The sequence below is a fragment of the Paraburkholderia edwinii genome (assembly GCF_019428685.1).
In the GTDB taxonomy this organism is placed as follows: domain Bacteria; phylum Pseudomonadota; class Gammaproteobacteria; order Burkholderiales; family Burkholderiaceae; genus Paraburkholderia; species Paraburkholderia edwinii.
Genome location: NZ_CP080095.1, coordinates 3,358,439 through 3,383,039 on the forward strand (window position 1 = coordinate 3,358,439; position 24,601 = coordinate 3,383,039).

At 64.0% G+C, this 24,601-nt stretch carries 23 protein-coding genes; 11 read left to right on the forward strand and 12 right to left on the reverse strand.

The window, feature by feature from the left end; all coding sequences use genetic code 11:
* Positions 1-120: 120 nt before the first annotated feature.
* The 3 genes from KZJ38_RS14810 to KZJ38_RS14820 all read right to left on the reverse strand — a co-directional run bounded on the left by KZJ38_RS14810 (position 121) and on the right by KZJ38_RS14820 (position 2,644).
* Positions 121-1,092: an alpha/beta fold hydrolase gene (locus tag KZJ38_RS14810; RefSeq protein WP_219796724.1), complete on the reverse strand. Its 972-nt coding sequence runs from the start codon at positions 1,090-1,092 to the stop codon at positions 121-123.
* A gap of 203 nt (positions 1,093-1,295) precedes the next feature.
* The gene (locus KZJ38_RS14815; RefSeq protein WP_219796726.1) at positions 1,296-1,937 is read right to left on the reverse strand and encodes a CoA transferase subunit B; all 642 of its coding nucleotides are present in this window, start codon (positions 1,935-1,937) and stop codon (positions 1,296-1,298) included.
* 2 nt (positions 1,938-1,939) lie between these two features.
* Positions 1,940-2,644 carry a CoA transferase subunit A gene (locus tag KZJ38_RS14820; RefSeq protein WP_219796728.1) on the reverse strand — a complete coding sequence of 235 codons (705 nt, stop codon included), beginning with the start codon at positions 2,642-2,644 and terminating at the stop codon, positions 1,940-1,942.
* Positions 2,645-2,957: 313 nt separating this feature from the next.
* On the opposite strand from KZJ38_RS14820, the gene KZJ38_RS14825 reads away from it, so the two are divergent.
* Complete coding sequence (locus KZJ38_RS14825) at positions 2,958-3,503, forward strand: LuxR C-terminal-related transcriptional regulator (RefSeq protein ID WP_219796730.1); 546 nt, start codon at positions 2,958-2,960, stop codon at positions 3,501-3,503.
* 141 nt (positions 3,504-3,644) lie between these two features.
* Here the strand turns inward: KZJ38_RS14825 and KZJ38_RS14830 are convergent, their stop codons facing one another.
* Entirely contained in the window at positions 3,645-4,079 is a 435-nt protein-coding gene (locus tag KZJ38_RS14830) for an acyl-CoA thioesterase (RefSeq protein ID WP_219796732.1), read from the reverse strand.
* 89 nt (positions 4,080-4,168) lie between these two features.
* Complete coding sequence (locus tag KZJ38_RS14835) at positions 4,169-4,948, reverse strand: SDR family oxidoreductase (protein WP_219796734.1); 780 nt, start codon at positions 4,946-4,948, stop codon at positions 4,169-4,171.
* Between the two features lie 120 nt (positions 4,949-5,068).
* Between KZJ38_RS14835 and KZJ38_RS14840 the strand changes: the two genes are divergently transcribed.
* The gene (locus KZJ38_RS14840) at positions 5,069-6,742 is read left to right on the forward strand and encodes an electron transfer flavoprotein-ubiquinone oxidoreductase (protein ID WP_219796736.1); all 1,674 of its coding nucleotides are present in this window, start codon (positions 5,069-5,071) and stop codon (positions 6,740-6,742) included.
* A gap of 120 nt (positions 6,743-6,862) precedes the next feature.
* Here KZJ38_RS14840 and KZJ38_RS14845 read toward each other — a convergent pair whose 3' ends face one another.
* The 4 genes from KZJ38_RS14845 to KZJ38_RS14860 form a co-directional block, all read right to left on the reverse strand.
* Positions 6,863-8,410 carry a tetratricopeptide repeat protein gene (locus KZJ38_RS14845; RefSeq protein ID WP_219796738.1) on the reverse strand — a complete coding sequence of 516 codons (1,548 nt, stop codon included), beginning with the start codon at positions 8,408-8,410 and terminating at the stop codon, positions 6,863-6,865.
* Positions 8,411-8,520: 110 nt separating this feature from the next.
* Positions 8,521-9,621, reverse strand: a complete 1,101-nt coding sequence (gene aroC, locus KZJ38_RS14850; RefSeq protein WP_219796740.1) for a chorismate synthase — start codon at positions 9,619-9,621, stop codon at positions 8,521-8,523.
* Positions 9,622-9,705: 84 nt separating this feature from the next.
* Entirely contained in the window at positions 9,706-11,643 is a 1,938-nt protein-coding gene (locus KZJ38_RS14855; protein ID WP_219796742.1) for an MFS transporter, read from the reverse strand.
* 433 nt (positions 11,644-12,076) lie between these two features.
* On the reverse strand, positions 12,077-12,529 hold the full coding sequence (locus KZJ38_RS14860; protein ID WP_219796743.1) for a CBS domain-containing protein: 453 nt from the start codon (positions 12,527-12,529) through the stop codon (positions 12,077-12,079).
* Between the two features lie 223 nt (positions 12,530-12,752).
* Here KZJ38_RS14860 and KZJ38_RS14865 point away from each other — a divergent pair, with 223 nt between their 5' ends.
* From KZJ38_RS14865 to KZJ38_RS14875, 3 genes are all read left to right on the forward strand, one after another.
* Positions 12,753-14,204 (forward strand): O-acetylhomoserine aminocarboxypropyltransferase, encoded by a 1,452-nt coding sequence (locus KZJ38_RS14865; RefSeq protein ID WP_246641484.1) that lies wholly within the window; start codon positions 12,753-12,755, stop codon positions 14,202-14,204.
* Positions 14,201-15,037, forward strand: coding sequence for an alpha/beta fold hydrolase (locus tag KZJ38_RS14870; RefSeq protein WP_219796745.1), 837 nt, complete (start codon positions 14,201-14,203; stop codon positions 15,035-15,037). The genes KZJ38_RS14865 and KZJ38_RS14870 overlap by 4 nt, the downstream gene beginning before the upstream one ends.
* A gap of 126 nt (positions 15,038-15,163) precedes the next feature.
* Positions 15,164-15,490 (forward strand): Mpo1-like protein, encoded by a 327-nt coding sequence (locus KZJ38_RS14875; RefSeq protein WP_219796747.1) that lies wholly within the window; start codon positions 15,164-15,166, stop codon positions 15,488-15,490.
* A gap of 138 nt (positions 15,491-15,628) precedes the next feature.
* On the opposite strand, the gene KZJ38_RS14880 is transcribed toward KZJ38_RS14875, so the two are convergent.
* Positions 15,629-16,987 carry a YihY family inner membrane protein gene (locus tag KZJ38_RS14880; RefSeq protein ID WP_219796749.1) on the reverse strand — a complete coding sequence of 453 codons (1,359 nt, stop codon included), beginning with the start codon at positions 16,985-16,987 and terminating at the stop codon, positions 15,629-15,631.
* Positions 16,988-17,096: 109 nt separating this feature from the next.
* Between KZJ38_RS14880 and wrbA the strand changes: the two genes are divergently transcribed.
* From wrbA to KZJ38_RS14895, 3 genes are all read left to right on the forward strand, one after another.
* Positions 17,097-17,699, forward strand: a complete 603-nt coding sequence (gene wrbA / locus KZJ38_RS14885) for an NAD(P)H:quinone oxidoreductase (protein WP_219796750.1) — start codon at positions 17,097-17,099, stop codon at positions 17,697-17,699.
* A 38-nt stretch (positions 17,700-17,737) separates the two neighbouring features.
* Positions 17,738-18,145 (forward strand): DUF2069 domain-containing protein, encoded by a 408-nt coding sequence (locus KZJ38_RS14890; protein WP_219796752.1) that lies wholly within the window; start codon positions 17,738-17,740, stop codon positions 18,143-18,145.
* Between the two features lie 124 nt (positions 18,146-18,269).
* A complete protein-coding gene (locus KZJ38_RS14895; protein ID WP_219796754.1) occupies positions 18,270-19,091 on the forward strand; it encodes a metallophosphoesterase in 822 nt (273 codons plus the stop codon).
* An 18-nt stretch (positions 19,092-19,109) separates the two neighbouring features.
* Here KZJ38_RS14895 and KZJ38_RS14900 read toward each other — a convergent pair whose 3' ends face one another.
* Positions 19,110-19,271, reverse strand: a complete 162-nt coding sequence (locus KZJ38_RS14900) for a hypothetical protein (RefSeq protein WP_219796755.1) — start codon at positions 19,269-19,271, stop codon at positions 19,110-19,112.
* Between the two features lie 234 nt (positions 19,272-19,505).
* On the reverse strand, positions 19,506-20,444 hold the full coding sequence (locus KZJ38_RS14905; RefSeq protein WP_219796757.1) for a LysR family transcriptional regulator: 939 nt from the start codon (positions 20,442-20,444) through the stop codon (positions 19,506-19,508).
* Between the two features lie 160 nt (positions 20,445-20,604).
* Here KZJ38_RS14905 and KZJ38_RS14910 point away from each other — a divergent pair, with 160 nt between their 5' ends.
* Genes KZJ38_RS14910 through KZJ38_RS14920 form a run of 3 tightly spaced genes read left to right on the forward strand, consistent with a single transcriptional unit; the run spans position 20,605 to position 24,600 of the window.
* A complete protein-coding gene (locus tag KZJ38_RS14910; RefSeq protein WP_219796759.1) occupies positions 20,605-22,185 on the forward strand; it encodes an efflux transporter outer membrane subunit in 1,581 nt (526 codons plus the stop codon).
* A gap of 17 nt (positions 22,186-22,202) precedes the next feature.
* Entirely contained in the window at positions 22,203-24,410 is a 2,208-nt protein-coding gene (locus tag KZJ38_RS14915) for an FUSC family protein (RefSeq protein ID WP_219796761.1), read from the forward strand.
* On the forward strand, positions 24,400-24,600 hold the full coding sequence (locus tag KZJ38_RS14920) for a DUF1656 domain-containing protein (protein WP_219796764.1): 201 nt from the start codon (positions 24,400-24,402) through the stop codon (positions 24,598-24,600). Before KZJ38_RS14915 ends, KZJ38_RS14920 begins: the two co-directional genes overlap by 11 nt.
* The last annotated feature ends 1 nt before the right edge of the window (position 24,601 follow it).

Consider the following 24,601-nt stretch of genomic DNA (forward strand, 5'->3'; position numbering starts at 1 on the left):
TGATGGTTGAGTGGTGGTAATGGCCGCAATCGGCGCCGACAACCTGCGCAATACGAAACGCCACTGCAGACGCCAGGACGGACGCAACTGCGAGGCGCGCCCGCGCGGCACGACCCTCTATTATGACGCGTCGGCGGACTCGCCCGTGAAGAAGCGGCGCGCCAGTGCAATCTGGTCGGGCGTGAGAAACGCCGGCGCATGCCCCACGCCGTCGATTTCCACGCTCGATACGTTGTGCCCGACCTCGACCATCTTCGCGACCGTCTCGTGCGACAGCAGATCCGATTGCGCGCCGCGCACGACGAGCACGGGCCCTGCGATCGCCGCGAACGATTTCCATAGCGCCGCTTCGCCGGCTGCCGCTATTTCCGGCGTCATCGCCGCAAACGGCTGCGCGATACGCGGGTCGTAGCGGAATTGCCATGCACCGTCCCGTTCATGCAAAAGCGGGGTGTTGATCTCGCGCCATTCGTCGGCAGTGAGCGGCCCGAACGATTCAGCGAGCAGCGCCGCATGCTCGATGCCTTCCTGCAGTGTCGCGAAGCGCGGCGCTTTGCCCAGATAGGTGCCGATCCGCGTCAAGGCGTCCGGTTCGATATGCGGACCGACATCGTTGACAAGCAGTTTGTGGATCGGCGAATCTTTCAGACCCGCGAGCCCCATGCCGATCAGGCCGCCCATCGAGGTGCCGAACCAGTCGACCGTCTCCACTTCGAGACGCGCGATCAACGTGACCATATCGGCGACATATTGCGGCACCGCGTAAAAGTTCGGGTTCTCGAGCCATGACGACAGCCCGCGGCCAACCACATCCGGGCACACGACGCGATGCGTCGCCGCCATCGCGGCGGCAAAGCGGTCGAAGTCGCGGCCGCTGCGCGTGAGGCCGTGCACGCAGACGATCACACGCGGGTTATGCGGATCGCCCCATTCCGTGTACGCGACGCGATGCAAACCGGCCGGACTCAGACACTGCACGTAGCGCTGGCGCGGCGACGAGAGGCTGGACGCCGTACTGACGCTGGCGGTGCCAGGTGAGCTGGATAACGAGCTGGACAAAGCCGTGGACAGTTCGGCGCGCACGTCGGTCATCGCAATTCCCTCCTTTTCGGACGAAATAAAGTCGGAACGGTTCCGTCGATTGTAGCCGCTTCGTTTTGGACCGCCTTGTCGATGCACGACACACGCTCCCCTCTAAAAGCGACCTCCAAAAGCGGCGCCCAAAAACAAAACGGGCGTGACTTCCGCCACGCCCGTTTCCACGATCGGAATGCGACCGATCGATGCACGCGCGCTCAGCGCACCGCGCTCACATCAAGCGGCGCGCCGGTCTTCGCCTTGATCTCGTCGACGCTTACGCCCGGCGCCAGTTCGACCAGCTTCAGGCCCTTATCGGTCACGTCGATCACGCCGAGATCGGTGATGATCCGGTCCACCACGCCGACGCCCGTCAGCGGCAGCGTGCACGCTTCGAGAATCTTGTGCTGGTCGCCCTTCGCGACATGCTCCATCAGCACGATGACGCGCTTCACGCCCGCCACCAGATCCATCGCGCCGCCCATGCCCTTGATCATCTTGCCCGGGATCATCCAGTTCGCGAGATCGCCGGTCTTGCTGATCTGCATCGCGCCCAGAATGGCGAGATTGATGTGGCCGCCGCGAATCATCGCGAACGAATCCGCCGACGAGAAAATCGACGAGCCCGGCATGGTCGTTACCGTCTGCTTGCCGGCGTTGATCATGTCCGCGTCGACTTCGTCTTCGGTCGGAAACGGACCGATACCGAGCAGACCGTTTTCCGATTGCAGCCACACTTCGATACCGGCCGGCACGTGATTCGCGACCAGCGTCGGCAAGCCGATGCCGAGGTTCACGTAGAAGCCGTCCTGCAATTCCTTCGCCGCACGCGCGGCCATTTCGTCACGATTCCAGGCCATGGTTACTCTCCTTTCGCGCGGGTCACACGTTGTTCGATGCGTTTTTCCGGATGCGCATTGAGCACCAGACGCTGCACGAAAATGCCCGGCGTATGGATCGCGTCCGGATCGAGCTCGCCGACTTCGACGATCTCTTCCACTTCCGCGACCGTGACGCGTCCCGCCATCGCGCACATCGGATTGAAGTTGCGCGCGGTGCGGCGATAGATAAGGTTGCCCGACTTGTCCGCCTTCCACGCCTTGACGAGGCCGACGTCCGCGGTCAGCGAGTGTTCGAGCACGTAGTGGTTCTCGCCGAACTGACGCGTTTCCTTCCCTTCCGCGATCACGGTGCCGAAACCGGTATTCGTGAAGAACGCCGGGATACCCGCGCCGCCCGCGCGCAGTTTTTCGGCGAGCGTGCCTTGCGGCGTGAATTCGAGCTCAAGTTCGCCGGCCAGAAACTGGCGCTCGAACTCCTTGTTCTCGCCGACATACGACGAGATCATTTTCTTGATCTGGCGCGTTTCGAGCAGCAGGCCGAGACCGAAGCCGTCGACGCCCGCGTTGTTGCTGATGCACGTAATGCCCTTCACGCCCGAGTCGCGCAGCGACGCGATCAGTGCTTCAGGAATGCCGCACAGGCCGAAACCGCCGACGGCAAACGTCTGCCCGTCCTTGACGATGTCCTTGAGCGCTTCGGCGGCGCTCGGATAGACCTTGTTCATCAATATGTCCCTTCCTTGAATGGAAATCCAGAATCGGCCGATGCGTTTCGACATGCGGCAACACGCACCCGGCGATCCGATCGACGTGCATCGGGCAGCGCCCGAAACGTCATTCTAGTCACTGGCAGCAAGCGGTGTACAAACCGGCCGAACATCCGTGTGCGGCCGAAGCCGAATGGCCGGAAACGGCCAGGAACGGCCGGAACATCACACACCGCGCGCCGCTGCGACTTGCGTTGTCGTGCCGAAAGGGTACGACGCGCGGGCATTGCGGCACAATACGCAAAAATACATAAGTATTCGCACCGCATTCATGGCCGCCCTGGATTACCAAACCGCGTTCCACCTCGCGCCGATCGGCCTCGTGCTGTCGCGCGCACGGATTATCGAAGACTGCAATGACGAACTCGCGTCGATTTTCGGCTGTCAGCGCGAGGCGCTGATCGGCCAGTCGTTTCAGGTGCTGTACCCGTCAGCCGATGAATTCGAGCGGATCGGCGAGCGCATTCCGCCGATCATGACCGCGCAAGGCAGCTATGCCGACGACCGCATCATGAAGCGCGCCAATGGCGAGCTGTTCTGGTGTCATGTGACAGGCCGCTCGCTCAGGCGCGCCGATCCGCATGCGGCGGGCGTATGGACTTTCGAAGACCTGAGCGCGACGCGGCGGGTCGCTGTCGAACTGACGCCGCGCGAACGCGAGATCGCCGCGCAGCTCGTGACCGGCAAGACCAGTAAGCAGATCGGCAGGATTCTCGATATCAGCCCGCGCACCGTCGATGTGTACCGCGCGCGGCTGATGCGCAAGTACGATACGGGCAACGCGACCGAACTGCTGCAGCGGTTACTGGGGCATTAAACTGATGAGCGCCGATCAGCGCTAATTAGCGCAGCGCGCTGATCGATGCGGCGCGATTGTGCGAATGAACAGGAAAACAAGCGGGAAACAAGCAAGCGAGAAACAGGCGCGAAAAAAGCTTGAGGTGACCGCAATGACCTGTCAAGCCGCCGCCGGCACAAGCGGCGCATTCTCGATCGCCGCGCGCAGCTTGTCGGGCATCGGCACCGACTTCCCGGCCTTGTAGTTGACCCACACGCAGCGCGCGCCGCCGCGTGCATAGACGGTATGCGGATCGTCAGCGCGGGTGAGCACGAAGCCCGTATCGAAGCTGCTGCGTCCCGGCGTGCCCACCGACATCTTGCCGATCACATCGCCCGGATATTGCAGCTGTTTCAGAAATTCCATCGACGCATTGACGATAACCGGCCCTTCAACATCCGCGGCCCCCGTCGCCACGCCGACATGCTCGAGCCAGCTCATCCGCAGCTGCTCCATATAGCGAAAATAGACCGTGTTGTTCACATGGCCAAACGCGTCCATGTCGCCCCAACGGATCGGCAGCGACATTTCGAATACTGCGTGGTAATCGTTCATCGAAATCTTCCGGATAAAGCGGACGCAAACCGCGACGTTCCGATCATCGCGGTTGCATGAGGCGCATAGCGGCGCCGAAACGAAATGCCTTACGACAGGCCGAAACCGTCGTCCGCGGCGATGACCGCGCCGTTGATGAACTGCGATTCGTCGGCGGCCAGCATCAGCAGCAGACCGTCGAGATCTTCGGGCTTGCCGACGCGATGGCGCGGCAGCATCGCGATCAGCTTCTGGCCTTGCTCGGTCGACCAGTGATGATGGTTCATCTCGGTTTCGATATAGCCCGGGCAGATCGCGTTCACGTTGATGCCGTGCCGGCCCCACTCCTGCGCCATGGCTTTGGTCATATGCACGACCGCCGCCTTGCTCATCGCGTACAGGCCGATTTGCGGAATCACGCGCAGACCCGCCATCGACGCGATATTGATGATGCGATAAGGCGGCTTGCCGCCGCTGCCCGCGCCGCGCATGATCATCCGCTTGGCGACTTCCTGCGCGACGAAAAACGCGCCGCGCGTGTTCGTGTCGAACACATATTCGAAGTCAGCCGGCGTCACTTCCGCCAGACGCTGCGTGGTCGAGACGCCGGAATTATTGACGAGAATATCGATGGTGCCGGCTTCGGTTTCGGCATGCGCGACGGCGGCCTTGATGCTTTGATAGTCGGTGACGTCAAGCGAGACGACGTGCGCCGCGCCGCCGGACGCTTCGATTTCGGCGCGCAATTCCTTCAGGCGCTCGACGCGGCGGCTCGCCAGCACGACTTTCGCGCCGGCCTGCGACAACACTTGTGCGAACCGCTTGCCAAGCCCAGTGGACGCGCCGGTGATTAGCGCGACCTTGCCTTCCAGATTGATCGAACGGCCCATTGTGGTTTTCCTGAATAATAATACGATCGTGCTAATAAGAGTGCATTCGGTTGCAGCGTCGGAACCGTTCGCCCACAATACGATCCCGAAAAAAGTATTCTAACGGTAAGAGGAGTTTCAATGACCCCCGCAAGTCTCATCGAGCAATACGGTCCGCGCGAGTCGATGGAATACGACGTCGTGATCGTCGGCGGCGGGCCAGCCGGGCTTGCCGCGGCGATCCGTCTCAAGCAGCGCGCGCAGGAAAAAGGCGTGGAAATCGGCGTCTGCGTGCTCGAAAAGGGATCGGAGATCGGGGCTCATATCCTGTCGGGCGCGGTGATGGACCCGCGCGCCATCTCGGAGCTGATTCCGGACTGGAAGGAAAAAGGCGCGCCGCTTACCGTCGAAGTGACCGAAGACCGCTTCCTGTTCCTCTCCGAGACCAAAGCGACCTCGGTGCCGAACTGGGCGCTGCCGGACAACTTCAAGAATCATGGCAATTATGTGATCAGTCTGGCCAACGTCACGCGCTGGCTCGGACAACAGGCCGAGGCGCTCGGCGTCGAGATCTTCCCGGGTTTCCCGGCAGCCGAGGTGCTGTATGGCGACGAAGGCTCGGTCAAAGGCGTCGTGACCGGCAATATGGGCATCGGCAAGGACGGCGAGCCGACCGAAAATTTCCAGCTCGGCATGGAGCTGCACGCGAAATACACGCTCTTTTGCGAAGGCGCGCGCGGGCACCTCGGGCGGCAACTGCAGGACACATTCAGGCTGCGCGACGGCGCCGACCCGCAGGTCTACGGAATCGGCATCAAGGAACTGTGGGAAATCGATCCGGCGAAGCACAAGCCCGGCCTCGTGATCCACACGGCGGGCTGGCCGCTCGATACCGAAACGTACGGCGGCTCGTTCCTCTATCACATCGACAATAACCAGGTGATGGTCGGCTTTGTCGTCGGGCTCGGCTATACGAATCCGTATCTGTCGCCGTTCGAGGAGTTCCAGCGCTACAAGACGCATCCGTCGATTCGCGCGTTCCTCGAAGGCGGCAAGCGCGTGTCGTACGGTGCGCGCGCAATCACCGCGGGCGGACTGGTATCGCTGCCGAAGCTCGTGTTTCCGGGCGGCGCGCTGGTGGGCGACGATGCGGGCTTTCTGAACGCGTCGCGCATCAAGGGCAGCCATGCGGCGATCAAGTCCGGCATGATGGCCGCCGATGCCGCGTTCGATGCACTGCAGGCGGGACGTCAGGCTGACGAGCTGACCGCCTATCCGGACGCGTTCAAGCAATCGTGGCTGCACGGCGAACTGCATCGCGCGCGTAATTTCAAGCAGTGGATGAGCAAGGGGCTTTATCTCGGCACGTTGATGGTCGGCATCGAGCAGAAGGTGTTGGGCGGTAATGTACCGTGGACGCTGCATCATCAGCACTCGGACCACGAGACGCTGAAGCCCGCGTCCGAATGCAAGCCGATCGATTATCCGAAGCCCGATGGCAAGCTCACGTTCGACCGGCTCTCTTCGGTGTTTATCTCGAACACGAATCACGAGGAAAATCAGCCCGCACACCTGACGCTGAAAGATCCGTCAGTGCCGGTCAATGTCAACTTCAGGACGTATGCCGGACCCGAGGGCCGATACTGCCCCGCGGCAGTCTATGAGTTCGTGAAAAGCGACGACGGCAACGAGCGCCTCGTGATCAATGCGCAGAACTGCGTGCACTGCAAGACCTGCGATATCAAGGACCCGACGCAGAATATCGTGTGGGTCACGCCCGAAGGCGGTGGCGGGCCGAACTATCCGAACATGTGATGGGCGGCGGAGGCGTTGCTGCGGTGATGGACTATCCGTGTTGCGCGACAGCCGCCGCGGCTAACGCTTCGACGAGCAATGCACGCCGTTGCTGCGATGCTTCGCTGCAGCGGTGATGCGCTATCCGCGTGGCGCGGCCGCGGCAGCCAACGCTTCGACTCGCGCTTTAACCCGCTCGATCACCGGCGCCCAGGCGCCCACCGACGGCTGACGATAGAGCTCGATCGAGCCATACCACGGCGTGCCTTGCGTCTCATTGCCCCAGAACCACGCCGATACGTGATCGATCATCAGGCAAGTCGGCACGCCGAGCGCGCCGGCCAGATGCGCGGGGCCACTGTCGATCGTCACGACGAGGTCGAGATTCATCAGCAGCGCGGCGACGTCGTCGAAGCCCGCACCGAAACGCGCGGTGGGGTCGACAATATTCACACCGTGCGCGCGCCATTGCGCAACGGCCGCCTCGCGTCCCGGCGACAAAGCAAACCATGTGACTCCCGGCACGGCAAGCAGCGCTTCGAGCTGCTCGATGGGCACTGAACGACGCGCATCGCGCACGTGCGCAGGGTTGCCGTTCCAGACGATACCGACGCGGAGCTGGCGGTTTTGCTGGGCGTCTTGTTGACCGCCTTGTTGACTGCTGCTTGGTTGACCGCCGCCTGGCTGACCGTTCGTTGCAACCGCAACGACATACGCTTGCCATGCTTCGACACGCGCCGGATCGGCGCTCAGATACGGTTGCGACCAACCCGCTGCATCATGAACGCCGAGATACAGCGGCAAGCTCATCAAGCCGCAATGGAAATCGGGATGCGTATCGAGGCTCGTTTCGACCTTGACGTCCGCCGGCAGCATGCGCTCGAACAGCGCGCGCAGCGGTCCGTCGTGGCCGAAGATCACGCGGCCGCCTTCGTCGCGCGCGCGTTGCGCGAGACGCGGCAGAAAGCGCGCCGCCCAGAGGCAATCGCCATGCCCCTGCTCGCCATAGACGATCAGCGTCTTGCCCGCGAGCGGTTCGCCGCGCCAGTGCGGGCTGATCGCGGCAAGCGCCTGCTGCGCGTTGTCGATGCCATCGTCGAAAGCGAGACGCGCCTCGTAATACGGCCACGCCTGCGCGAAGCGGCCCGCGCGAATTTCAAGCTCCGCGAGATCGAATTGTGCATGCGGACTGTCCGGCGACAGTTCGAGCACCCGGTGCAACAGCGCTTCCGCTTCGGCAAAACGACCCTGCTCCTTGATACACAACGCGAGCTTGTGCAGCACCACAGGATTATTCGGCGCGACGCGTGCCGCTTCCAGCAGCAAGCGCTGCGCTTCGTTGAAATCGTCGCGTTGCTGCATGGCGGCCGCACGCCAGACCAGCGCGTTCGCATCGGCGGCGTCGCGTGCGAGCAGCAGTTCGGTGGCGGATTCGACGAGCGGCCAGTCGCGCACAATAAATGCCGTCTGCGCGATTTTCGGCAGCAACGTGGGGTCGCTTGATGCGTCGAGGCGCCATGCGCGCACCAATGCGCTTAACGCATCGCGCAAACGGTTGGGGTCGCGGCCTGCCTGCATGCAGAGCGCGTCGCCGTACGCGCGCCAGTCGGCGGCCACCGCGTTCGGCGCTGTCGCGCGCGCGTGAAGTTGCGCCAGAGCATCGGCGCTGGATGATGTGGAGGCTGTCATCGTTATGCTCCACGGACGGTAAAACTACGATTACCTTGTGTTCTCGATCCGATGGCCTTCCGACAGCGCGAGCCGCGACCCGGATCGCGACGTGATCGCGACTCTGCCCGCTACGGCGCCTTCGCCGCGATCTTCGGCGTCGCGACCACCACGTCACCGCATTGCGCGCGATTGCGCAGCGTGTGATCGATCAGCACCAGCGCGAGCATCGCCTCGGCGATCGGCGTTGCGCGAATGCCGACACACGGGTCGTGCCGACCGAACGTTTCGACGATAGCCGGTTCGCCGGACTTGTCGATCGAACGGCGCGGCGTGCGGATGCTCGAAGTCGGCTTGATCGCGATCGAGACCGTGATGTCCTGCCCCGTCGAAATACCGCCGAGCACGCCGCCCGCGTGATTGCCGACAAAACCTTCGGGCGTCAGTTCGTCGCCATGCACGGAGCCGCGCTGGGCCACGCTCGCGAAGCCCGCGCCGATCTCGACGCCCTTCACCGCGTTGATGCCCATCATCGCGTGCGCGATGTCGGCGTCGAGCCGGTCGAACAGCGGTTCACCGAGGCCCACCGGCACGCCCGACGCGACGACGTTGATGCGCGCGCCGATCGAATCGCCCTCCTTGCGCAGCGCGTCCATATACGCTTCGAGCTGCGGCACGAGATCGGCATTTGCCGCGAAGAACGGGTTCTCGCGCACATGCGCCCAATCGACGAACGGCACGTCGATCTCGCCGAGCGCGGACATATAGCCGCGAATCTCGATGCCCAGATGCTCGCGCAGCCACTTCTTCGCGACCGCGCCCGCCGCGACGGTCGGCGCGGTCAGACGTGCCGACGAGCGGCCGCCGCCGCGATGGTCGCGAATGCCGTACTTCTGCCAGTAGGTGTAGTCGGCGTGACCGGGGCGGAACGTTTCGGCGATGTTGCCGTAGTCCTTGCTGCGCTGATCGGTGTTGCGGATCAGGAGCGCGATCGGCGCGCCTGTGGTCTGCCCTTCGAAGACGCCGGACAGGATCTCGACCTTGTCTTCTTCCTGACGCTGCGTGACGTGGCGCGAGGTGCCGGGCTTGCGGCGATCGAGTTCGAACTGGATATCGGCTTCGACGAGCGCCGTGCCGGGCGGGCAGCCGTCGATGACACAACCGATGGCAGGGCCATGCGATTCGCCGAAGGTCGTGACGGTGAAGAGCGTACCGAACGTGTTGCCGGACATGAGCGTCGTCCAAAGTAATGCGGGGAAACCGATATTATGCCAGCCTCGGGTGCGGGCGGTCCCGCGCGGCGAGTCGGTGTCCGCTTACTTGCGCGCGCCGCGCAACTCCGCGACGATCTGCTGCAAGCCCTCGGGCGTGACATGCGCCGCGTCGAGCGGCTCGCCGACCGCGAGCGTGAGCCGGCTCATCACGCCCTTGTGCACAGGCCGCGGCCATTGCGAATCGCTGCCGCGCGAAAACACGCTGCCCCACAACCCGCGCAGTGCCATCGGCAACACCGGCGCCGGCGTGCGGCGCAAGATTTCTGTCACGCCATGGCGGAACGGATTGATCTCGCCGGTTTTCGTAAGCTTGCCCTCGGGGAAGATGCAGACGAGGTCGCCTTCCTTCAGCGCCTGCGCACAGGCGTCGTAAGCACGCTCCAGCACCGCGGCATCTTCGTGCGCGGGCGCGATCGGAATCGCCTTCGCGTGCCGGAACAGCCAGCCGACGAACGGCGTGCGAAAGATCCGGTGATCCATCACAAAGCGGATCGGCCGCGGGCTTTCGGCCATGATGACGATCGCATCGACATAGCTCACGTGGTTGCAGACCAGCACCGCGGCGCCCTCTTCCGGAATACGCTCCGCGTGCACGAGGCGGATCCGGTAAAACGTATGCACGAGCAGCCACGCGACAAAGCGCAGCAGAAACTCCGGCACGAGCGAATAGATATAGATCGCGACCACGACATTCAGCAGCGCGGTAATGAGGAAAAGCCCCGGAATGCCGACGCCCGCCGACGTCAACGCCACGGCCATCAGCGCCGAAACGATCATGAACAGCGAGTTCAGAATATTGTTCGCCGCGATGATGCGCGCGCGATGGCTCGGCACGCTGCGCGCCTGAATCAGCGCATAGAGCGGCACGCTGTAGAAGCCACCGAACATCGCGAGCAGAAACAGATCAGCAAGCACGCGCCAGTGCGAAGGGATCGCGAGAAACTCGGCGACGGATAACAGATGCGGCGCGCGCGGCAGCGCATGGCTCGCGAAAAACAGGTCGATCGCGAATACGCTCATGCCGATCGAACCGAGCGGCACAAGTCCGATCTCGATGCGCCGCTTCGAGAGCCGCTCGCACATCAGCGAACCGATACCGATGCCGACCGAGAACGTCGCGAGCAGCACGGTCACCACATCGGGGTTCGCGGACAGCACATCTTTCGCGAAACGGAAAAACGACGACAGAAACGTCGCGCCGACGAACCACAGCCAGGAAATGCCGAGCAGGCTCAGAAACACCGTGCGGTGCTCGCGCGCGAGTTTCAGATTGCGCCAGGTTTCGCTGACCGGATTCCAGTTGATCTCGAGGCACGGCTGCGCGGGCCGCGAAGCCGGCACGAAGCCCGACACGACACGGCCGATCAGCGCGATCGCGAGGCAGCCGCCAGCGAGAATCGCTTCGCTGTGCGCGGCAAGGCCCGCCGCCGCACCGCCGATAATCGTACCGAGCAGAATTGCGACGAAGGTGCCCATTTCGACCAGACCATTGCCGCCGACCAGTTCCTGCTTCTCCAGATGCTGCGGCAGATACGCATACTTGACCGGGCCGAACAGCGTCGAATGCACGCCCATCATGAACGTGCACAGATACAGCAGCGGCGCGCTATGCAGCCAGAAGCCCGCGCCGCCGACGATCATCACGCCGATTTCGAAGGTCTTCACGAAACGCGTGAGCATCGCCTTGTCGTACTTGTCGGCGATCTGGCCGGAGGTCGCGGAAAACAGCACGAACGGCAGGATAAAGATGGCGGAAATCAGAAACGCGGCCGTATCGGCATTGACGCCCGAAAAGCGCGCCGCCTGATAGGTGACGAGCGACGTGAAGCCGATCTTGAACACATTGTCGTTCATCGCGCCGAGGAACTGCGTCCAGAAGAACGGCGCGAAACGCCGCTCGCGCAGCAGACGAAACTGCGATTCGTGCGCGTGGCCTTCGCGGGCGGCACGGCGGGCGGCGGGTAGCGGTCGATCGCTCATCGGATGCAGAATGCGGAGTATCGGCAGATGCCGGAAGGCACAATGTAAGGTAGACAACGGGCCGCGAGTCTGCCAGCGGGTGATGACGCTGTGCGTGGCGTCGACACAGTTGGCAAACGCGCGGACAAACCTGCGAACAATCGCAGCGAATCGATGCAAGCCGCGACGCAACCGGCCCAACGCGGCGAGCGGACATAAAAAAGCGCACGCTTTCGCGCGCGCTCCGATGCAACGTCAGACGCCTCGTATCGGTTAAACCGCGGCGACCAATCCAGGCAACACTAACGAGGCAATATCAATGAGGCCGCATCGGGGATAACCCGTACCCTACACCAAACCACCGGTGCGGTAGCGTGAAACCGGCAGCGGGCAGATGGACGCCTTGACCGCCGGGACGCCGCGGGCCCCGCGATACTGACTGCGCTGGCTGCGCTTACTGCGCCGGTTCCCGCTCTTCCGGCCAGTCGCGAATATAGGCCTTCAACATGCGGTTCTCGAAGCCCTGCTCCTCCACAACCGCCTTCGCGACGTCGTAGAACGAGATCACGCCCATCAGCGCGCGGCTTTCCATGACCGGCAGATAGCGCACGTGATGCTCGAGCATCATGCGCCGCACCTCGTTGACGTCCGTTTCCGGGGTGCAGGTGAGCGGATGGTCGTCCATGATCTTGCGGATCGTCGTGGTGCCGACGCTGCCGCCATTGCGCGACACCGTAAGGATGATTTCGCGGAATGTCAGCATGCCGACCAGATCGCCATACTCCATTACGACGAGCGAACCGATATCGTGATCGGCCATGGTATCGATCGCGTCGTTGAGTGGAGTGTCGGGCGTCACCGTGAATAAGGTGTTGCCCTTTACCTTGAGAATGTCGCTGACTCGCATGATTCGTCTCCTGATGATGCGCGGATAGGCTTGGATGGCATTATTTTTGATGCTATCGGAAAGACCCCTAAAAGGAAAGCAGGGAGGAAACACAGCGCAAGCGCATTCCGCGCGCTGCATACGGTTGCCGCAAGCGGCACGCCCACGCCTCTCCGGCACCGCCGGGCGGGTGATACGATGGCCACACCCCCACCTCCGCGCGGCTTTACGCCCTGCCGTTCCGATGCCAGCCAACCGTTTCGATACGCTCGCGCTGCATGCCGGCGCGGCCCCGGATCCCACCACCGGCGCGCGTGCGACGCCGATCTATCAAACCACGTCGTTCACGTTCCGCGACACCGACCATGCGGCCGCGCTCTTCAACATGGAGCGCGCGGGCCATGTGTACTCGCGGATCTCGAATCCGACCGTCGCCGTATTCGAGGAACGCGTGGCCGCGCTCGAAAACGGCGCGGGCGCGATCGGCACCGCAAGCGGTCAGGCCGCCCTGCACCTTGCCATCGCAACGCTGATGGGCGCGGGCTCGCATATCGTTGCATCGAGCGCGCTGTATGGCGGGTCGCATAATCTGCTCAGCTATACGCTGCCGCGCTTCGGCATCGAGACGACCTTCGTCAGGCCCGGCGATCTCGACGGCTGGCGCGCGGCCGTGCGGCCGAATACGCGACTGCTGTTCGGCGAGACGCTCGGCAACCCGGGCCTCGACGTGCTCGATATCGCCGCGCTCGCGCAGATCGCGCATGCGCAGCGCGTGCCGCTGCTCGTCGATTCGACGTTCACAACGCCGTATCTGATCAAGCCATTCGAGCACGGCGCCGACTTCGTCTATCACTCGGCGACCAAATTCCTCGGCGGCCACGGCACGACGATCGGCGGCGTGCTCGTGGACGGCGGCACGTTCGATTTCGCCGCATCGGGCCGCTTTCCCGAGTTCACCGAGCCGTATGCGGGCTTTCACGGCATGGTGTTCGCCGAAGAAAGCACCGTCGCGCCGTTTTTGCTGCGGGCGCGCCGCGAGGGCCTGCGCGACTTCGGCGCGTGCCTGCATCCGCAGGCCGCCTGGCAATTGCTGCAGGGCATCGAAACCTTGCCGCTACGCATGGAGCGCCATGTTGCGAACACGCGCAAGGTGGTCGATTTTCTCGCCGCGCATCCGGCCGTCGAATCGGTCGCTTACCCTGAGTTGCCGTCGCATCCGGACCATGCGCTTGCGAAGCGCCTGCTGCCGCGTGGCGCGGGCGCGGTCTTCAGCTTCAATCTGCGCGGCGACCGCGAGGCTGGCCGCCGGTTTATCGAGGCGCTTGCACTCTTTTCGCATCTCGCGAACGTCGGCGATGCGCGCTCGCTCGTGATCCACCCCGCATCCACGACGCACTTCCGGATGGACGCAACCGCGCTCGCGGCGGCCGGCATCGCGGAAGGCACAGTGCGGCTGTCGATCGGCCTTGAAGACCCGGACGATCTGATCGACGATCTCAAGCGGGCATTGAAGGCCGTGCAAAAGGCTGCTGGGGCTGGTGCTGGTACCGCTGGTACTGCGGATGCTGCTGGCGCAGGTGGTCGCGCTGGTACTCGTGCTGGCGCCGGCACCAGCACAGAGGACCACCCACCGCACGCAGCAGCCACGCCCGCCTCGAACACGCGCGCCAATGCCGCGCGCAAGGAGTCCCCATGATCGTCGACGTGAGCGGCAAAGCGGCCTACGCGTACACGGGCGGCAAATCCTTCGACCCTGCGCTGCCGACGGCCGTCTTTATCCATGGCGCCGAACACGACCACAGCGTCTGGGCGCTGCAAACGCGCTACTTTGCGCATCACGGCTTTAGCGTGCTCGCGCCCGATCTGCCCGGACATTGCCGCAGCGCGGGCCCCGCGCTCGCCAGCATCGGTGAACTCGCCGACTGGCTCGCGGCGCTCCTCGACGCGACCGGCACCGCACGCGCTTTTGTGGCCGGCCATAGCATGGGCTCGCTCGTCGCGCTCGACTTCGCGGCCCGCTACCCGGAGCGCGCGACGCATCTCGCGCTCATCGCCACCGCGGTGCCGATGACCGTTTCCGATACGCTGCTCGACGCCGCACGCGAGCGCGAGACGGAAGCGATCGACATGGTCAACCAGTGGTCGCATTCGACGATCGCCGCGAAACCGTCGTGCCCCGCGCCGGGCTTCTGGCTGCACGGCATGAACCAGCGCCTGATGGAGCGCGTGGCGGCAACCGGCGAGCCGCGCCTCTTTCATACCGACTTCAGCACATGCAACGCCTATGCGGACGGCCTCGAACGTGCAGCGCACGTACGCTGCCCCGTGCGGTTGATCGCGGGCAAGCGCGACATGATGACGCCGCCGCGCACCACGCGCGCACTCGCCGATGCGTTCCGCCAATCGCAGGTGCCGTTCGACATCGTCACGCTCGATGCCGGTCACGCACTGATGACCGAACAGCCCGATGCGACGCTCGATGCGCTCTTTACGTTCGCCTCTAAGTTACCCGTCAGCGTACCCGGTTGAGCGGTTGCGCACCATTAGCCGAATGGCCAGGTTGCGCGTGCGAATGGAACGCAGGACAATAAATTCAGCCTGCAAACGATATAAGCCGTATGAGCGGGTACGAGCGGCAATGCACGGGAGCTGAAGATGGATCCGCATTCGACGCAAAATGAACCGCGCTTCGCGAGCTTCGCCGAGTTCTATCCGTACTACCTGGAAGAACATCGCAATCTCACGTCGCGGCGTCTGCACTTTCTCGGCTCGCTCGGCGTGATCGGCTGTGTCGCGATGGCGCTCGCGTCGGCGGACTGGATGTGGCTGCCGGTGGCAGTGATATGTGGTTACGGGTTTGCGTGGGTCGGGCATTTCTTCTTCGAGAAGAACCGCCCCGCCACCTTCCGCCATCCGATCTATAGCCTGATGGGCGACTGGGTGATGTTCAAGGACATTTGCACGGGGAAGATTTCGCTGTAGCTGTAGCTGTAGCTGTAGATGCGATCGCAGCCCCTGGCGCAACCCGCTCATGCAAGCAACGCATACCGGCCACCCATGCAAGCCGGAATCGCACGCCGAAATCGCAAGCCGAAATCGCAAGCCAAAGACCCAAGCCCCTCAAGCCACCCGATGCGGCATCGCCGCCGCCCCGCGTGCGCCTTCGTCGGCCCGCTGCGCGGAGCGCTCATCGGCACGCGCCGTGACCAGCGCGGCGAGCGTGACATCGAGCTTGTCGTTTTCGAGCGCGGCAAGCAGCGTCGCGCCGTGAACATGCGTCGAGTCGAGATTGGCCTGATACGCGAGTTCGCCGCGATCGACCACGAGCAGATCGTAGAGCTGCCGCACGGTGATCTGATTCGGGTTCGCAAGCAGCACGTAGTGCGGCTGCAAGCCGTTCTCGTCGAGCGGCACGATCCAGCCGATCGTTTCGAGCTGCTGCAGGAGGCGCACGGTCGTGTCCATGTCGCGGCGAAGTAACCGCGCGAGTTCGGCCACCGTGTACCCGCGCGAACCGGAGTCGCGCGCGGCGCTGAGCGTCGCAAGCAGTTCGAGCGCATAGAGCAGATCGCCGCCGGCAAAATAAGGCCGGTGAAACTGCCCGATGCGAATCGCGGGCAATGCGGACGCGATCATCGCCCCAACCAGGGTGATGAACCAGCTCAGGTACATCCATAGCAGGAACAGCGGCACCACCGCGAACGCGCCGTACACAGCCGTATAACTCGGTATGCGGCGAATGTAAAAACCGAAGCCGCGCTTCGCGAGCTCGAACGCGATTGCGGCGCATAGCCCGCCCACCGCCGCGTCGCGCCATTCAACGCGGCAGTTCGGCAGGTACATGTACATCAGCGTGAACGCGAGCACTGTCAGCGGCAACGCGGCGCCTGTCAGCGCCCATTCGATCATCGACGGTATGTGTTGTGTCGCCGTGTACGCCATCGATCGCGTGAACAGATACGACGAAATCGAAAGGCTCACACCGATCAGCAGCGGCCCGAGGGTCAGGATCGCCCAGTAGACGAGCACGCGCTGCGCGAACGGCCGCGCCTTGCGCACGCGCCAGATCACATTGAAGGCTGATTCGACCGTCATCATCGTCATCACCGAGGTGACGAGCAGGACGATCATGCCGATCGTCGTCAGGCCCTTTGCCTTCGACGCGAACTGGTTCAGGTATTTGAAGATCTGGTTGTTGAACTGCGCCGGCATCAGGTGATCGGCGAGAAAGCCCTGCAGCGAGCTCTGGAACGACGCAAAAATCGGGAAGGCCGTGAAAAGCGCGAAGGCGACGGTCGCAAGCGGCACGAGCGACAGCATCGTGGTGAACGTCAGGCTGCCGGCCACTTGCGGGATACGGTCTTCGCCGCTGCGCTGCGCGGCGAATTGCGCGAGACGTTTAATCGTATCGAAGTCGACACGTAAGCGAGACAACAGAGGCAACACGCGCGACAGCAAATCGGGCTCCTTCCACTTCATCGATTTCTCCGTAACGCCGTCCTGCCGAGGTATGACCCGAGCATGACGTGACCGCGTGGCATGCGCGCCGGACCCAGCCCCTATAATACCCGTTCACTAACAAGGGCCTATGAAAGATATCCTCGTGCTTTACTACAGCCGGCACGGTGCGACGCGCGAACTCGCGCTTGCGATCGCGCAAGGCGTCGATAGCGTTCCCGGCATGCAGGCGCGCGTGCGCACGGTTCCGCCGGTCTCGACCGTTTGCGAGGCAACCGCACCGGACATCCCCAGCGAAGGCCCGCCGTACGCCGAACTGCGCGACCTCGAAGAATGCGCGGGTCTTGCGCTCGGCTCGCCGACGCGCTTCGGCAATATGGCCGCGCCGCTCAAATACTTTCTCGACGGCACGACACCGCAGTGGTTATCGGGCGCGCTCGCCGGCAAGCCCGCCTGCGTGTTCACCTCGACCGGCAGTCTGCATGGCGGACAGGAAACCACGCTGCTCTCGATGATGCTGCCGCTGCTGCATCACGGCATGCTGATTCTCGGCATCCCTTACACCGAAAGCCTGCTGAACACGACGCAAACAGGCGGCTCGCCGTATGGCGCTTCCCACCATGCGCGCGCCGATTCGGCGGCCCACGGCATTTCCGCCGACGAGAAGGCGCTCGCGGTCGCGCTCGGCGCACGCATCGCGCGCACCGCGGCGGCGATGACCGAACGTCCGTAGGCTGGCTCGACAACGGGGCATAGCAAACTACCGTATCGATGAACACACAACACTCGTCTTCAACGCCGACCTCCGTGCCGCACGCATCGGCATGGGCCGCTTACGGCGCAACGGCATCACTCGTCTTGCTGATCGCGTTGTGCGTCGGTTGGGAATGGCGCATCGCGCCGTTGCGTCCCGGCGGCTCCGCGCTCGTGCTGAAGGCGGTGCCGCTGTTGCTCGCGCTGCCGGGTGTCTGGCGCCGCAGTCTCTATACGCTGCAGTGGGCGTCGATGCTCGTGTTGCTCTATCTGATGGAAGGCATCGTGCGCGGCATGAGCGACCGCGGTCCGAGCGCGGCGCTTGCGTGGCTCGAAGCGCTGCTCGCGGTGCTGTTTTTCGCGTGTGCGCTGGCCTACGTCGCGCCGTTCAAACGCGCGGCGCGGCGCGCGAAGAAGGCGGCGTAGCGCAAAATACCGCGCGCGAAGGTGCTACGCTACCTGCACCGCCCACGCCGCCAGTTCGCGGCATAAACGGAACACGCCGCCCGCGCGCGGCACACGGAAGCCAGGGAGCCAGGGAGCCGTATCGATGAAGATTCGTGTGCTGTCCGATCTGCACCTCGAGCACGACGAGCCCGACGTGATTCCGCACGCCGACGCCGACCTCGTTGTGCTCGCCGGCGACATCCACAATCACGCGCAAGGGTTGCGCTGGGCCGCGCAAACGTTCGATGGCGCAGTGCCGGTTGTCTATGTGCCGGGCAATCACGAGTACTACGACGGAGAGTTCGGCGCGCTCGAAGCGGCGATGCACGATGCCGCGCATTCGGTCGACAACGTGCACTTCCTGAATAATGCCGCGCTTGTCGACCCGCGCGGCCAATGGCGCGTGCTCGGCACGACCCTGTGGACCGACTTCGAGCTATACGGCGCAGAACCGGATACACGCGCGGCGTCGATCGCCGCTGCGCAGCGCACCATGCTCGACTATCGTGGGCTGATTCAGGTTGCGTGGGGCGATGCTGAAGGCGCCAGAGAAGAACCCGGCACGCCTCGCCCTTTCACCCCCGCCGATTCGCTCGCGCTCCATGCACGCTCACGCGCATGGCTCACCGATGCACTCGCGCAACCGTTCACGGGCAAAACGATCGTCGTCACGCATCATGCGCCGCATCGGCGCAGTCTCGCCGCGCGCTACGCAAGCGACCTCGTATCGGCAGGCTTCGTCAACGATTTGCGGGAGCTGGTGCGCGAGCCCGTCGCGCTATGGATTCACGGCCACACGCACACCGCCTTCGATTACGTCGAGCACGGCACACGCGTCGTCTGCAATCCGCGCGGTTACTATGATCGGCGCACGCTTCAGTTCGAAAACGCCGCGTTCAGCTGGACCCGAGTGATAGAGATTTGAATACCGCGAAAAGCGGTATCAGAGACTGCTCGCATCATCCCTGCGCGCCGGCTTCATCGTTCTGACCTTTACCGGCACGAGCCGGGGCTGCGGCCGCAAGCGTCGAAGCACGTCGCGCGACGCGGCAATCACGATCAGCCCAAAAATGACGGCGACACCGATCATCAGATGCGTATCCATATTTTCCTCTTCTTGCCATTTGTTGCGGATGGGTTGCGGACTGCGGCGTGCGCCGCGGGAGTCGGCAGCGGCATGGACTCCACGTTAGCAAAACAGGTCCGCGCGGGAAGTAAGGAAGTGTTGCGATGCAACGGCATCTGTAACGTCGTACGGAAGCGGCCAGCGGACCGAACCCCGGACCGAAACCACGCCATGCGCCGAATGCAAACGCACCCGACGCACTGAGCGCAGCAATCAGGTCCGCGCGAACTTGCGCAATTCGGCGTGATCGTTGGCCAGCGTCGCGGGCAAGCCGTCGCGCAGATACTCGACCCACGTGCGAATCTTTGCGTCGAGATACTGGCGCGACGCATACAGCGCGTACAACGTCATCTCCTGCGACGTGTACTCCGGCAGCACCCACACGAGCTCGCCGCTGCGCAGACCCGCAATGGCCGAGTAAATCGGCAGGAGCCCGATGCCCATGCCTTCGCGCACCGCCACCGACTGCGCTTCCGCCACGTTCACCTGAAACGTCGCCGGGCCGAGCGCCACCGTCTCCTGCCCGTTCGGACCGTCGAAGGTCCATTCATCGGTGGGGAAAATCGGCGTAAGCAGGCGCAGGCAAACGTGATGGCGCAAATCCGCCGGCGTTTGCGGCACGCCGTTGCGTTCGAGATACGCCGGCGACGCGCACGTGATGCTGAACGCGCTGCCAAGACGCTGCGAAACAAGGCCCGAATCGGGCAGATGCTGCGCGAGCACGAGCGCGACGTCGTAGCCTTCGTCGAGCAGATCGGGCATGCGCTGGGCCAGCGTCAGTTCGACGTGCACCTCCGGATACAGCTCCTGATACCCGCCTACCGCCGGCACGACGTAGTGCTGACCAAAACTCGTCATCGCGTGCACTTTCAGCTTGCCTGACGGGCGCGCGTGCGCATCGCTCGCTTCCGCCTCGGCCTGATCCACATACGCGAGAATCTGCTCGCAACGTTGCAGGTAGCGCTCGCCGGCCTCAGTGAGCGCGATACGGCGCGTGGTCCGGTTTAATAGACGCGTACGCAGATGTGCTTCGAGGTCCGAAACAGCGCGCGACGCATACGCGGTGGTGGTATTGAGATGCTGCGCGGCAGCGGTGAAGCTGCCCGCCTCGACGACGCGGGAAAAGACGCGCATGTTCTGAAGCGTATCCATGTCGATCCTTGACTACATTTGCAGGGCGGATTGTTGCACATACTGCAAGGGCGATTATCGCAAATCCGGTAAAGATGCGTTACACCTTTGCCCATTATTCAGTAATCAGCTGAAAAATATAATGGCGAGCAGCGTTTCATAGTCAATTAGGGAGAAATTCGTGCAATTTTCGGTGAGAAATGGGATCTCTGCGCTCGCCGTTCTTGCGATCTCGCTAATAATTGCCGGCTGCGCGTCTCCCGGAAACGTGGCGCCGCAAGCGCACAGCAACGACCCGATGTCGCTCGATGCGGGCGCGGCAATTCGCGCCGCCGATCTCGATGCGCAATGGCCCGCCGTCGACTGGTGGCGCACCTATCAGGATCCCCAGCTGAACAGTTGGGTAGAAGCGGCACTCGCGGGCAATCCGACGCTCGCGGTCGCGCAGGCGCGCGTGCGCAACGCGCAGGCACTCGCGGCAGTCAATGCGGCTGCGCTGGCGCCGCAGGTCAACGGCAGTCTGTCCATTCAAGGGCAGCATTGGCCCGATAACGCCTATTACGGCCCCGGCCCGCTTGCCGACCAGACCACATGGAATAACACCGGCGTGTTGAGCCTGTCGTACCACCTCGACCTATGGGGCCGCGATAAGAACGCCGCCGAAGCCGCGCTCGACCTCGCGCACGCAAGCGCGGCCGATGCGCGCGCCGCGCAGCTCGAAATCGAAGCGAACGTGGTGCGCACGTACATCGAGATGTCGCTGAACTACGAGCTGCTCGACATCGAAAAGAGCACGCTCGCGCAACAGCAGCAGGTCGCCGATCTTGCGAACCGGCGGCTCAAAGGCGGCCTCGGCACGCAGCTCGAAGTCTCGCAGGCCGAAACACCGCTGCCCGAGTCGGAACGGCGCATCGACGCGCTCGAAGAGAGCATCGCGCTCGGCCGCAATCAGCTTGCCGCGCTTGCCGGCAAAGGGCCGGGCGCGGGCGACACGATCACGCGGCCGCAACTCGCGTTAAACGGCCCCGCCGGACTGCCGTCGACGCTGCCCGCGGAGCTGATCGGCCATCGTCCCGATATCGTCGCCGCGCGCTGGACCGTTGCGGCGCAAGCGCGCGGCATCGACGTCGCGCACGCGGATTTTTATCCGAACATTAACCTGCTCGCGTCGGTCGGCGGCTTTGCCGCGATGGGGCCATTCTTCCAGTTCCTGCACGCGCAGAACGGCCAGTGGACCGCAGGGCCGGCCGCGTCGCTGCCGATTCTCGACGGCGGGCGCCTGCGCGCGCAGCTCGGCGCTGCATCGGCGGGCTACGATATCGCCGCGGGGCAGTACAACCAGGCGATCGTCGACGCGTTGAAGGAGATCTCCGACCAGGTCGTGCGGATCCGCTCGCTCGAAACGCAGGCGAAAGATGCACAACGCTCCGTCGATATCGCGACGAAAAACTATCGGCTTTCGCGCGAAGGTTACCGGCGCGGCCTGACCGATTACGTGAACGTGCTGATCGCGCAAACGCAGCAGCTGCGCGCGCAGGAAGGCGTGGCGCGCGTGCAGGCCGAGCGGCTGAACGCGCGCGCGACGCTGGTCGCGGCGCTCGGCGGTGGACTGGTGGAGCCGGCTGACGGTCCGTCGGAAGCTGAGACGTGGCCTGAGAGCGAACGCCGCAAGGCGGCTAAACGTGCGGGTACGAGTACGGGTCCAAGCGCAAATACAAGCGTAGGTGCCGCCGCGAACGCCACCGCTACCGCGCCGCACTGACCGCCAGGCAACCCGTCATGACCACTCCGTCAACCAGTCCGGGCGCCGCCTGGTCCCTCCCGTCGCTCTACGCCGCCTGCGCCGACTGGGCGCGCACCGACGGCCGCAACTGGATCTACATCCTGAAAGCGCTGACCGCGGCCTTTCTCGCGATCGGCATTGCGATGAAACTCGAGATGCCGCAGCCGCGCACCGCGATGACCACCGTCTTTATCGTGATGCAGCCGCAAAGCGGCGCGGTGTTCGCCAAGAGCTTCTACCGGATCTGCGGCACGCTGGTCGGCCTCGTCGTGATGCTTGCGCTGCTCGGGCTTTTTCCGCAGCAGCCCGAACTGTTCATTCTGTCGACGGCGCTGTGGGTCGGCATCTGCACGGCCGGCGCCGCGCGCAACCGCAATTTCCGCTCGTACGGCTTTGTGCTGGCTGGCTACACGGCCGCGCTGATCGGCATCCCCGCCTCGCAGCACCCGGACGGCGCGCTGCTGTCCGCGTTGACGCGGGTATCGGAAGTGCTGCTCGGCATCGTCTGCGCGGGCGCCGTCAGCGCCCTGCTGTTTCCCGAACACACGGGCGAACTGATGCGCACGACCGTGCGCGCGCGCTTCAGCTCGTTTGTCGATTACGTCGGCAACGTGCTGGGCGGCCGCATCGAACGCGCGCAGATCGAAGAGACGAATGCGCGTTTCATTGCGGACATTGTCGGCCTCGAAGCGATGCGCAGCATGGCCGTGTTCGAAAGCCCCGAGTCGCGCATGCGAGGCGGCCGCCTTGCCCGGCTCAATACCGAGTTCATGGCCGCGTCGACGCGTTTTCACGCGCTGCATCAGCTGATGAACCGTCTGCATATGCAGAGCGCGTGGGTCACGATCGACGCGCTCGAGCCGTATTTCCGCGAAATCGCGCCGCTGTTGCATTGCGCGTCCGGCGAGCCCGTGCGCACGGCGGCCGACGCGACGCATTCGGCCGAACAGCTCGAAGCGTACAAGGCCGAGTTGCCGAGTCGCATTCGCGCGACCCGCGCTGAACTGGCCGTGCATCCCGACGAGCCGTTGCTCGACTTCGACACCGCCTCCGAACTGCTCTACCGCTTCGTCGAAGATCTGCACGCGTACACGGCCACCTACGCATCGCTCGCGGTGCCCACGCACGCGCGCGAGCGCTGGATCGAGCACTACGAGCCGAAGACGAATCCGCTCACGGCCGGCATCTCGGGCGTGCGCGCGGTGATCGTGATGTGCGTGCTCGGCGCGTTCTGGATCGCGACCGCGTGGCCGAGCGGCACGACGCTCACACTCAACGCGGCGGCCACCTGCGCGCTCGCTTCGATGTCGCCGAATCCGCCGCGCATGGCCTGGCAGATGGCGGTCGGCACGACGCTGTCGTCGTTGATGGCGATGATCCTCACGTTCGGCATCTATCCGCATATCGACGGCTTTCCACTGCTATGCGCCGCGCTCACGCCGTTTCTCGCGTTCGGCGTATTCATGACGACACGGCCGAAGCTGGCCGGCTACGGCGTCGGCTACTGCATCTTCTTCTGCTTTCTCGCGGGTCCGGACAACCTCGAACTGTATGATCCGATGAGCTTTATGAACGACGCGCTCGCGCTCGTGCTGTCGATACTCGTCACCGCGGTCGCGTTCGCGGTGCTGCTGCCGCCGTCCACGCCGTGGCTACGCAATCGCCTGCTGATCGACCTGCGCCGCCAGGTGGTGGCCGGCTGCCGCGGCCCCGTGCGCGGGCTGCGCACGCGCTTCGAAAGCGGTGCGCGCGACCTGATGTTCCAGATCAACGCGCTCGCGGCCAACGAACCCGAAGTGAAGCGCATCACGCTGCGCTGGCTGTTCGCCGTGCTCGAAGTGGGCAACGCGATCACCGATTTGCGCCGCGAGATCGAGGATCTGCCGCGCGACCCGCGCTATGCGCGCGCCGCGCCGTGGCGCGTGAAGCTGCGCACGATGCGCGACGACGTCGGCCGCCTCTTCGAAACCCCGACCGCGAAGCGGCTCGATACCGCGCTCGCCGCCACCGACGCCGCGATCGACGCCGTTCAGCAGATGCTCGCGCAAGTTGAACCGGTACGCGAAGAACGCGACCGGATGCAGCGCATCCTGAGTCACGCGCACTTTGTCCGCAGCGCGCTGCTCGACCCTCAATCGCCGCTTGCCGAACTCAACGGCAACGGCGCCGGCCATCCGCCACCAGGAGCTCGCCATGCCTCGTGAGGTCGCAATTCTCGACGCGTACATGCCCGCCGTCATCGTGCTGTTCTTCGTCGGCGCGGCGCTGACATGGATGATCGACCGGGTGCTCGCGCAGATCGGCGTGTATAGCGTCGTCTGGCACCCGTCGCTGTTTCGCGCGAGCCTGCTGGTCTGCGTGTGCGGCGGCCTGGGTCTCGCCGTTTACCGTTGAA

Bases quoted from the DNA above. Each gene is read 5' to 3' on its own strand.
- KZJ38_RS14870 (WP_219796745.1), top strand. From the start codon at position 14,201: ATGATCGTCGACGTGAGCGGCAAAGCGGCCTACGCGTACACGGGCGGC.
- KZJ38_RS14920 (WP_219796764.1), top strand. From the start codon at position 24,400: ATGCCTCGTGAGGTCGCAATTCTCGACGCGTACATGCCCGCCGTCATC.
- KZJ38_RS14815 (WP_219796726.1), bottom strand. From the start codon at position 1,937: ATGGCCTGGAATCGTGACGAAATGGCCGCGCGTGCGGCGAAGGAATTG.
- KZJ38_RS14880 (WP_219796749.1), bottom strand. From the start codon at position 16,987: ATGAAGTGGAAGGAGCCCGATTTGCTGTCGCGCGTGTTGCCTCTGTTG.
- KZJ38_RS14855 (WP_219796742.1), bottom strand. From the start codon at position 11,643: ATGAGCGATCGACCGCTACCCGCCGCCCGCCGTGCCGCCCGCGAAGGC.
- KZJ38_RS14830 (WP_219796732.1), bottom strand. From the start codon at position 4,079: ATGAACGATTACCACGCAGTATTCGAAATGTCGCTGCCGATCCGTTGG.
- KZJ38_RS14840 (WP_219796736.1), top strand. From the start codon at position 5,069: ATGACCCCCGCAAGTCTCATCGAGCAATACGGTCCGCGCGAGTCGATG.
- KZJ38_RS14825 (WP_219796730.1), top strand. From the start codon at position 2,958: ATGGCCGCCCTGGATTACCAAACCGCGTTCCACCTCGCGCCGATCGGC.
- KZJ38_RS14875 (WP_219796747.1), top strand. From the start codon at position 15,164: ATGGATCCGCATTCGACGCAAAATGAACCGCGCTTCGCGAGCTTCGCC.
- KZJ38_RS14900 (WP_219796755.1), bottom strand. From the start codon at position 19,271: ATGGATACGCATCTGATGATCGGTGTCGCCGTCATTTTTGGGCTGATC.
- KZJ38_RS14865 (WP_246641484.1), top strand. From the start codon at position 12,753: ATGCCAGCCAACCGTTTCGATACGCTCGCGCTGCATGCCGGCGCGGCC.
- KZJ38_RS14845 (WP_219796738.1), bottom strand. From the start codon at position 8,410: ATGACAGCCTCCACATCATCCAGCGCCGATGCTCTGGCGCAACTTCAC.
- KZJ38_RS14820 (WP_219796728.1), bottom strand. From the start codon at position 2,644: ATGAACAAGGTCTATCCGAGCGCCGCCGAAGCGCTCAAGGACATCGTC.
- KZJ38_RS14835 (WP_219796734.1), bottom strand. From the start codon at position 4,948: ATGGGCCGTTCGATCAATCTGGAAGGCAAGGTCGCGCTAATCACCGGC.
- KZJ38_RS14860 (WP_219796743.1), bottom strand. From the start codon at position 12,529: ATGCGAGTCAGCGACATTCTCAAGGTAAAGGGCAACACCTTATTCACG.
- KZJ38_RS14895 (WP_219796754.1), top strand. From the start codon at position 18,270: ATGAAGATTCGTGTGCTGTCCGATCTGCACCTCGAGCACGACGAGCCC.
- aroC (WP_219796740.1), bottom strand. From the start codon at position 9,621: ATGTCCGGCAACACGTTCGGTACGCTCTTCACCGTCACGACCTTCGGC.
- KZJ38_RS14890 (WP_219796752.1), top strand. From the start codon at position 17,738: ATGAACACACAACACTCGTCTTCAACGCCGACCTCCGTGCCGCACGCA.
- KZJ38_RS14810 (WP_219796724.1), bottom strand. From the start codon at position 1,092: ATGACCGACGTGCGCGCCGAACTGTCCACGGCTTTGTCCAGCTCGTTA.
- KZJ38_RS14905 (WP_219796757.1), bottom strand. From the start codon at position 20,444: ATGGATACGCTTCAGAACATGCGCGTCTTTTCCCGCGTCGTCGAGGCG.
- wrbA (WP_219796750.1), top strand. From the start codon at position 17,097: ATGAAAGATATCCTCGTGCTTTACTACAGCCGGCACGGTGCGACGCGC.
- KZJ38_RS14915 (WP_219796761.1), top strand. From the start codon at position 22,203: ATGACCACTCCGTCAACCAGTCCGGGCGCCGCCTGGTCCCTCCCGTCG.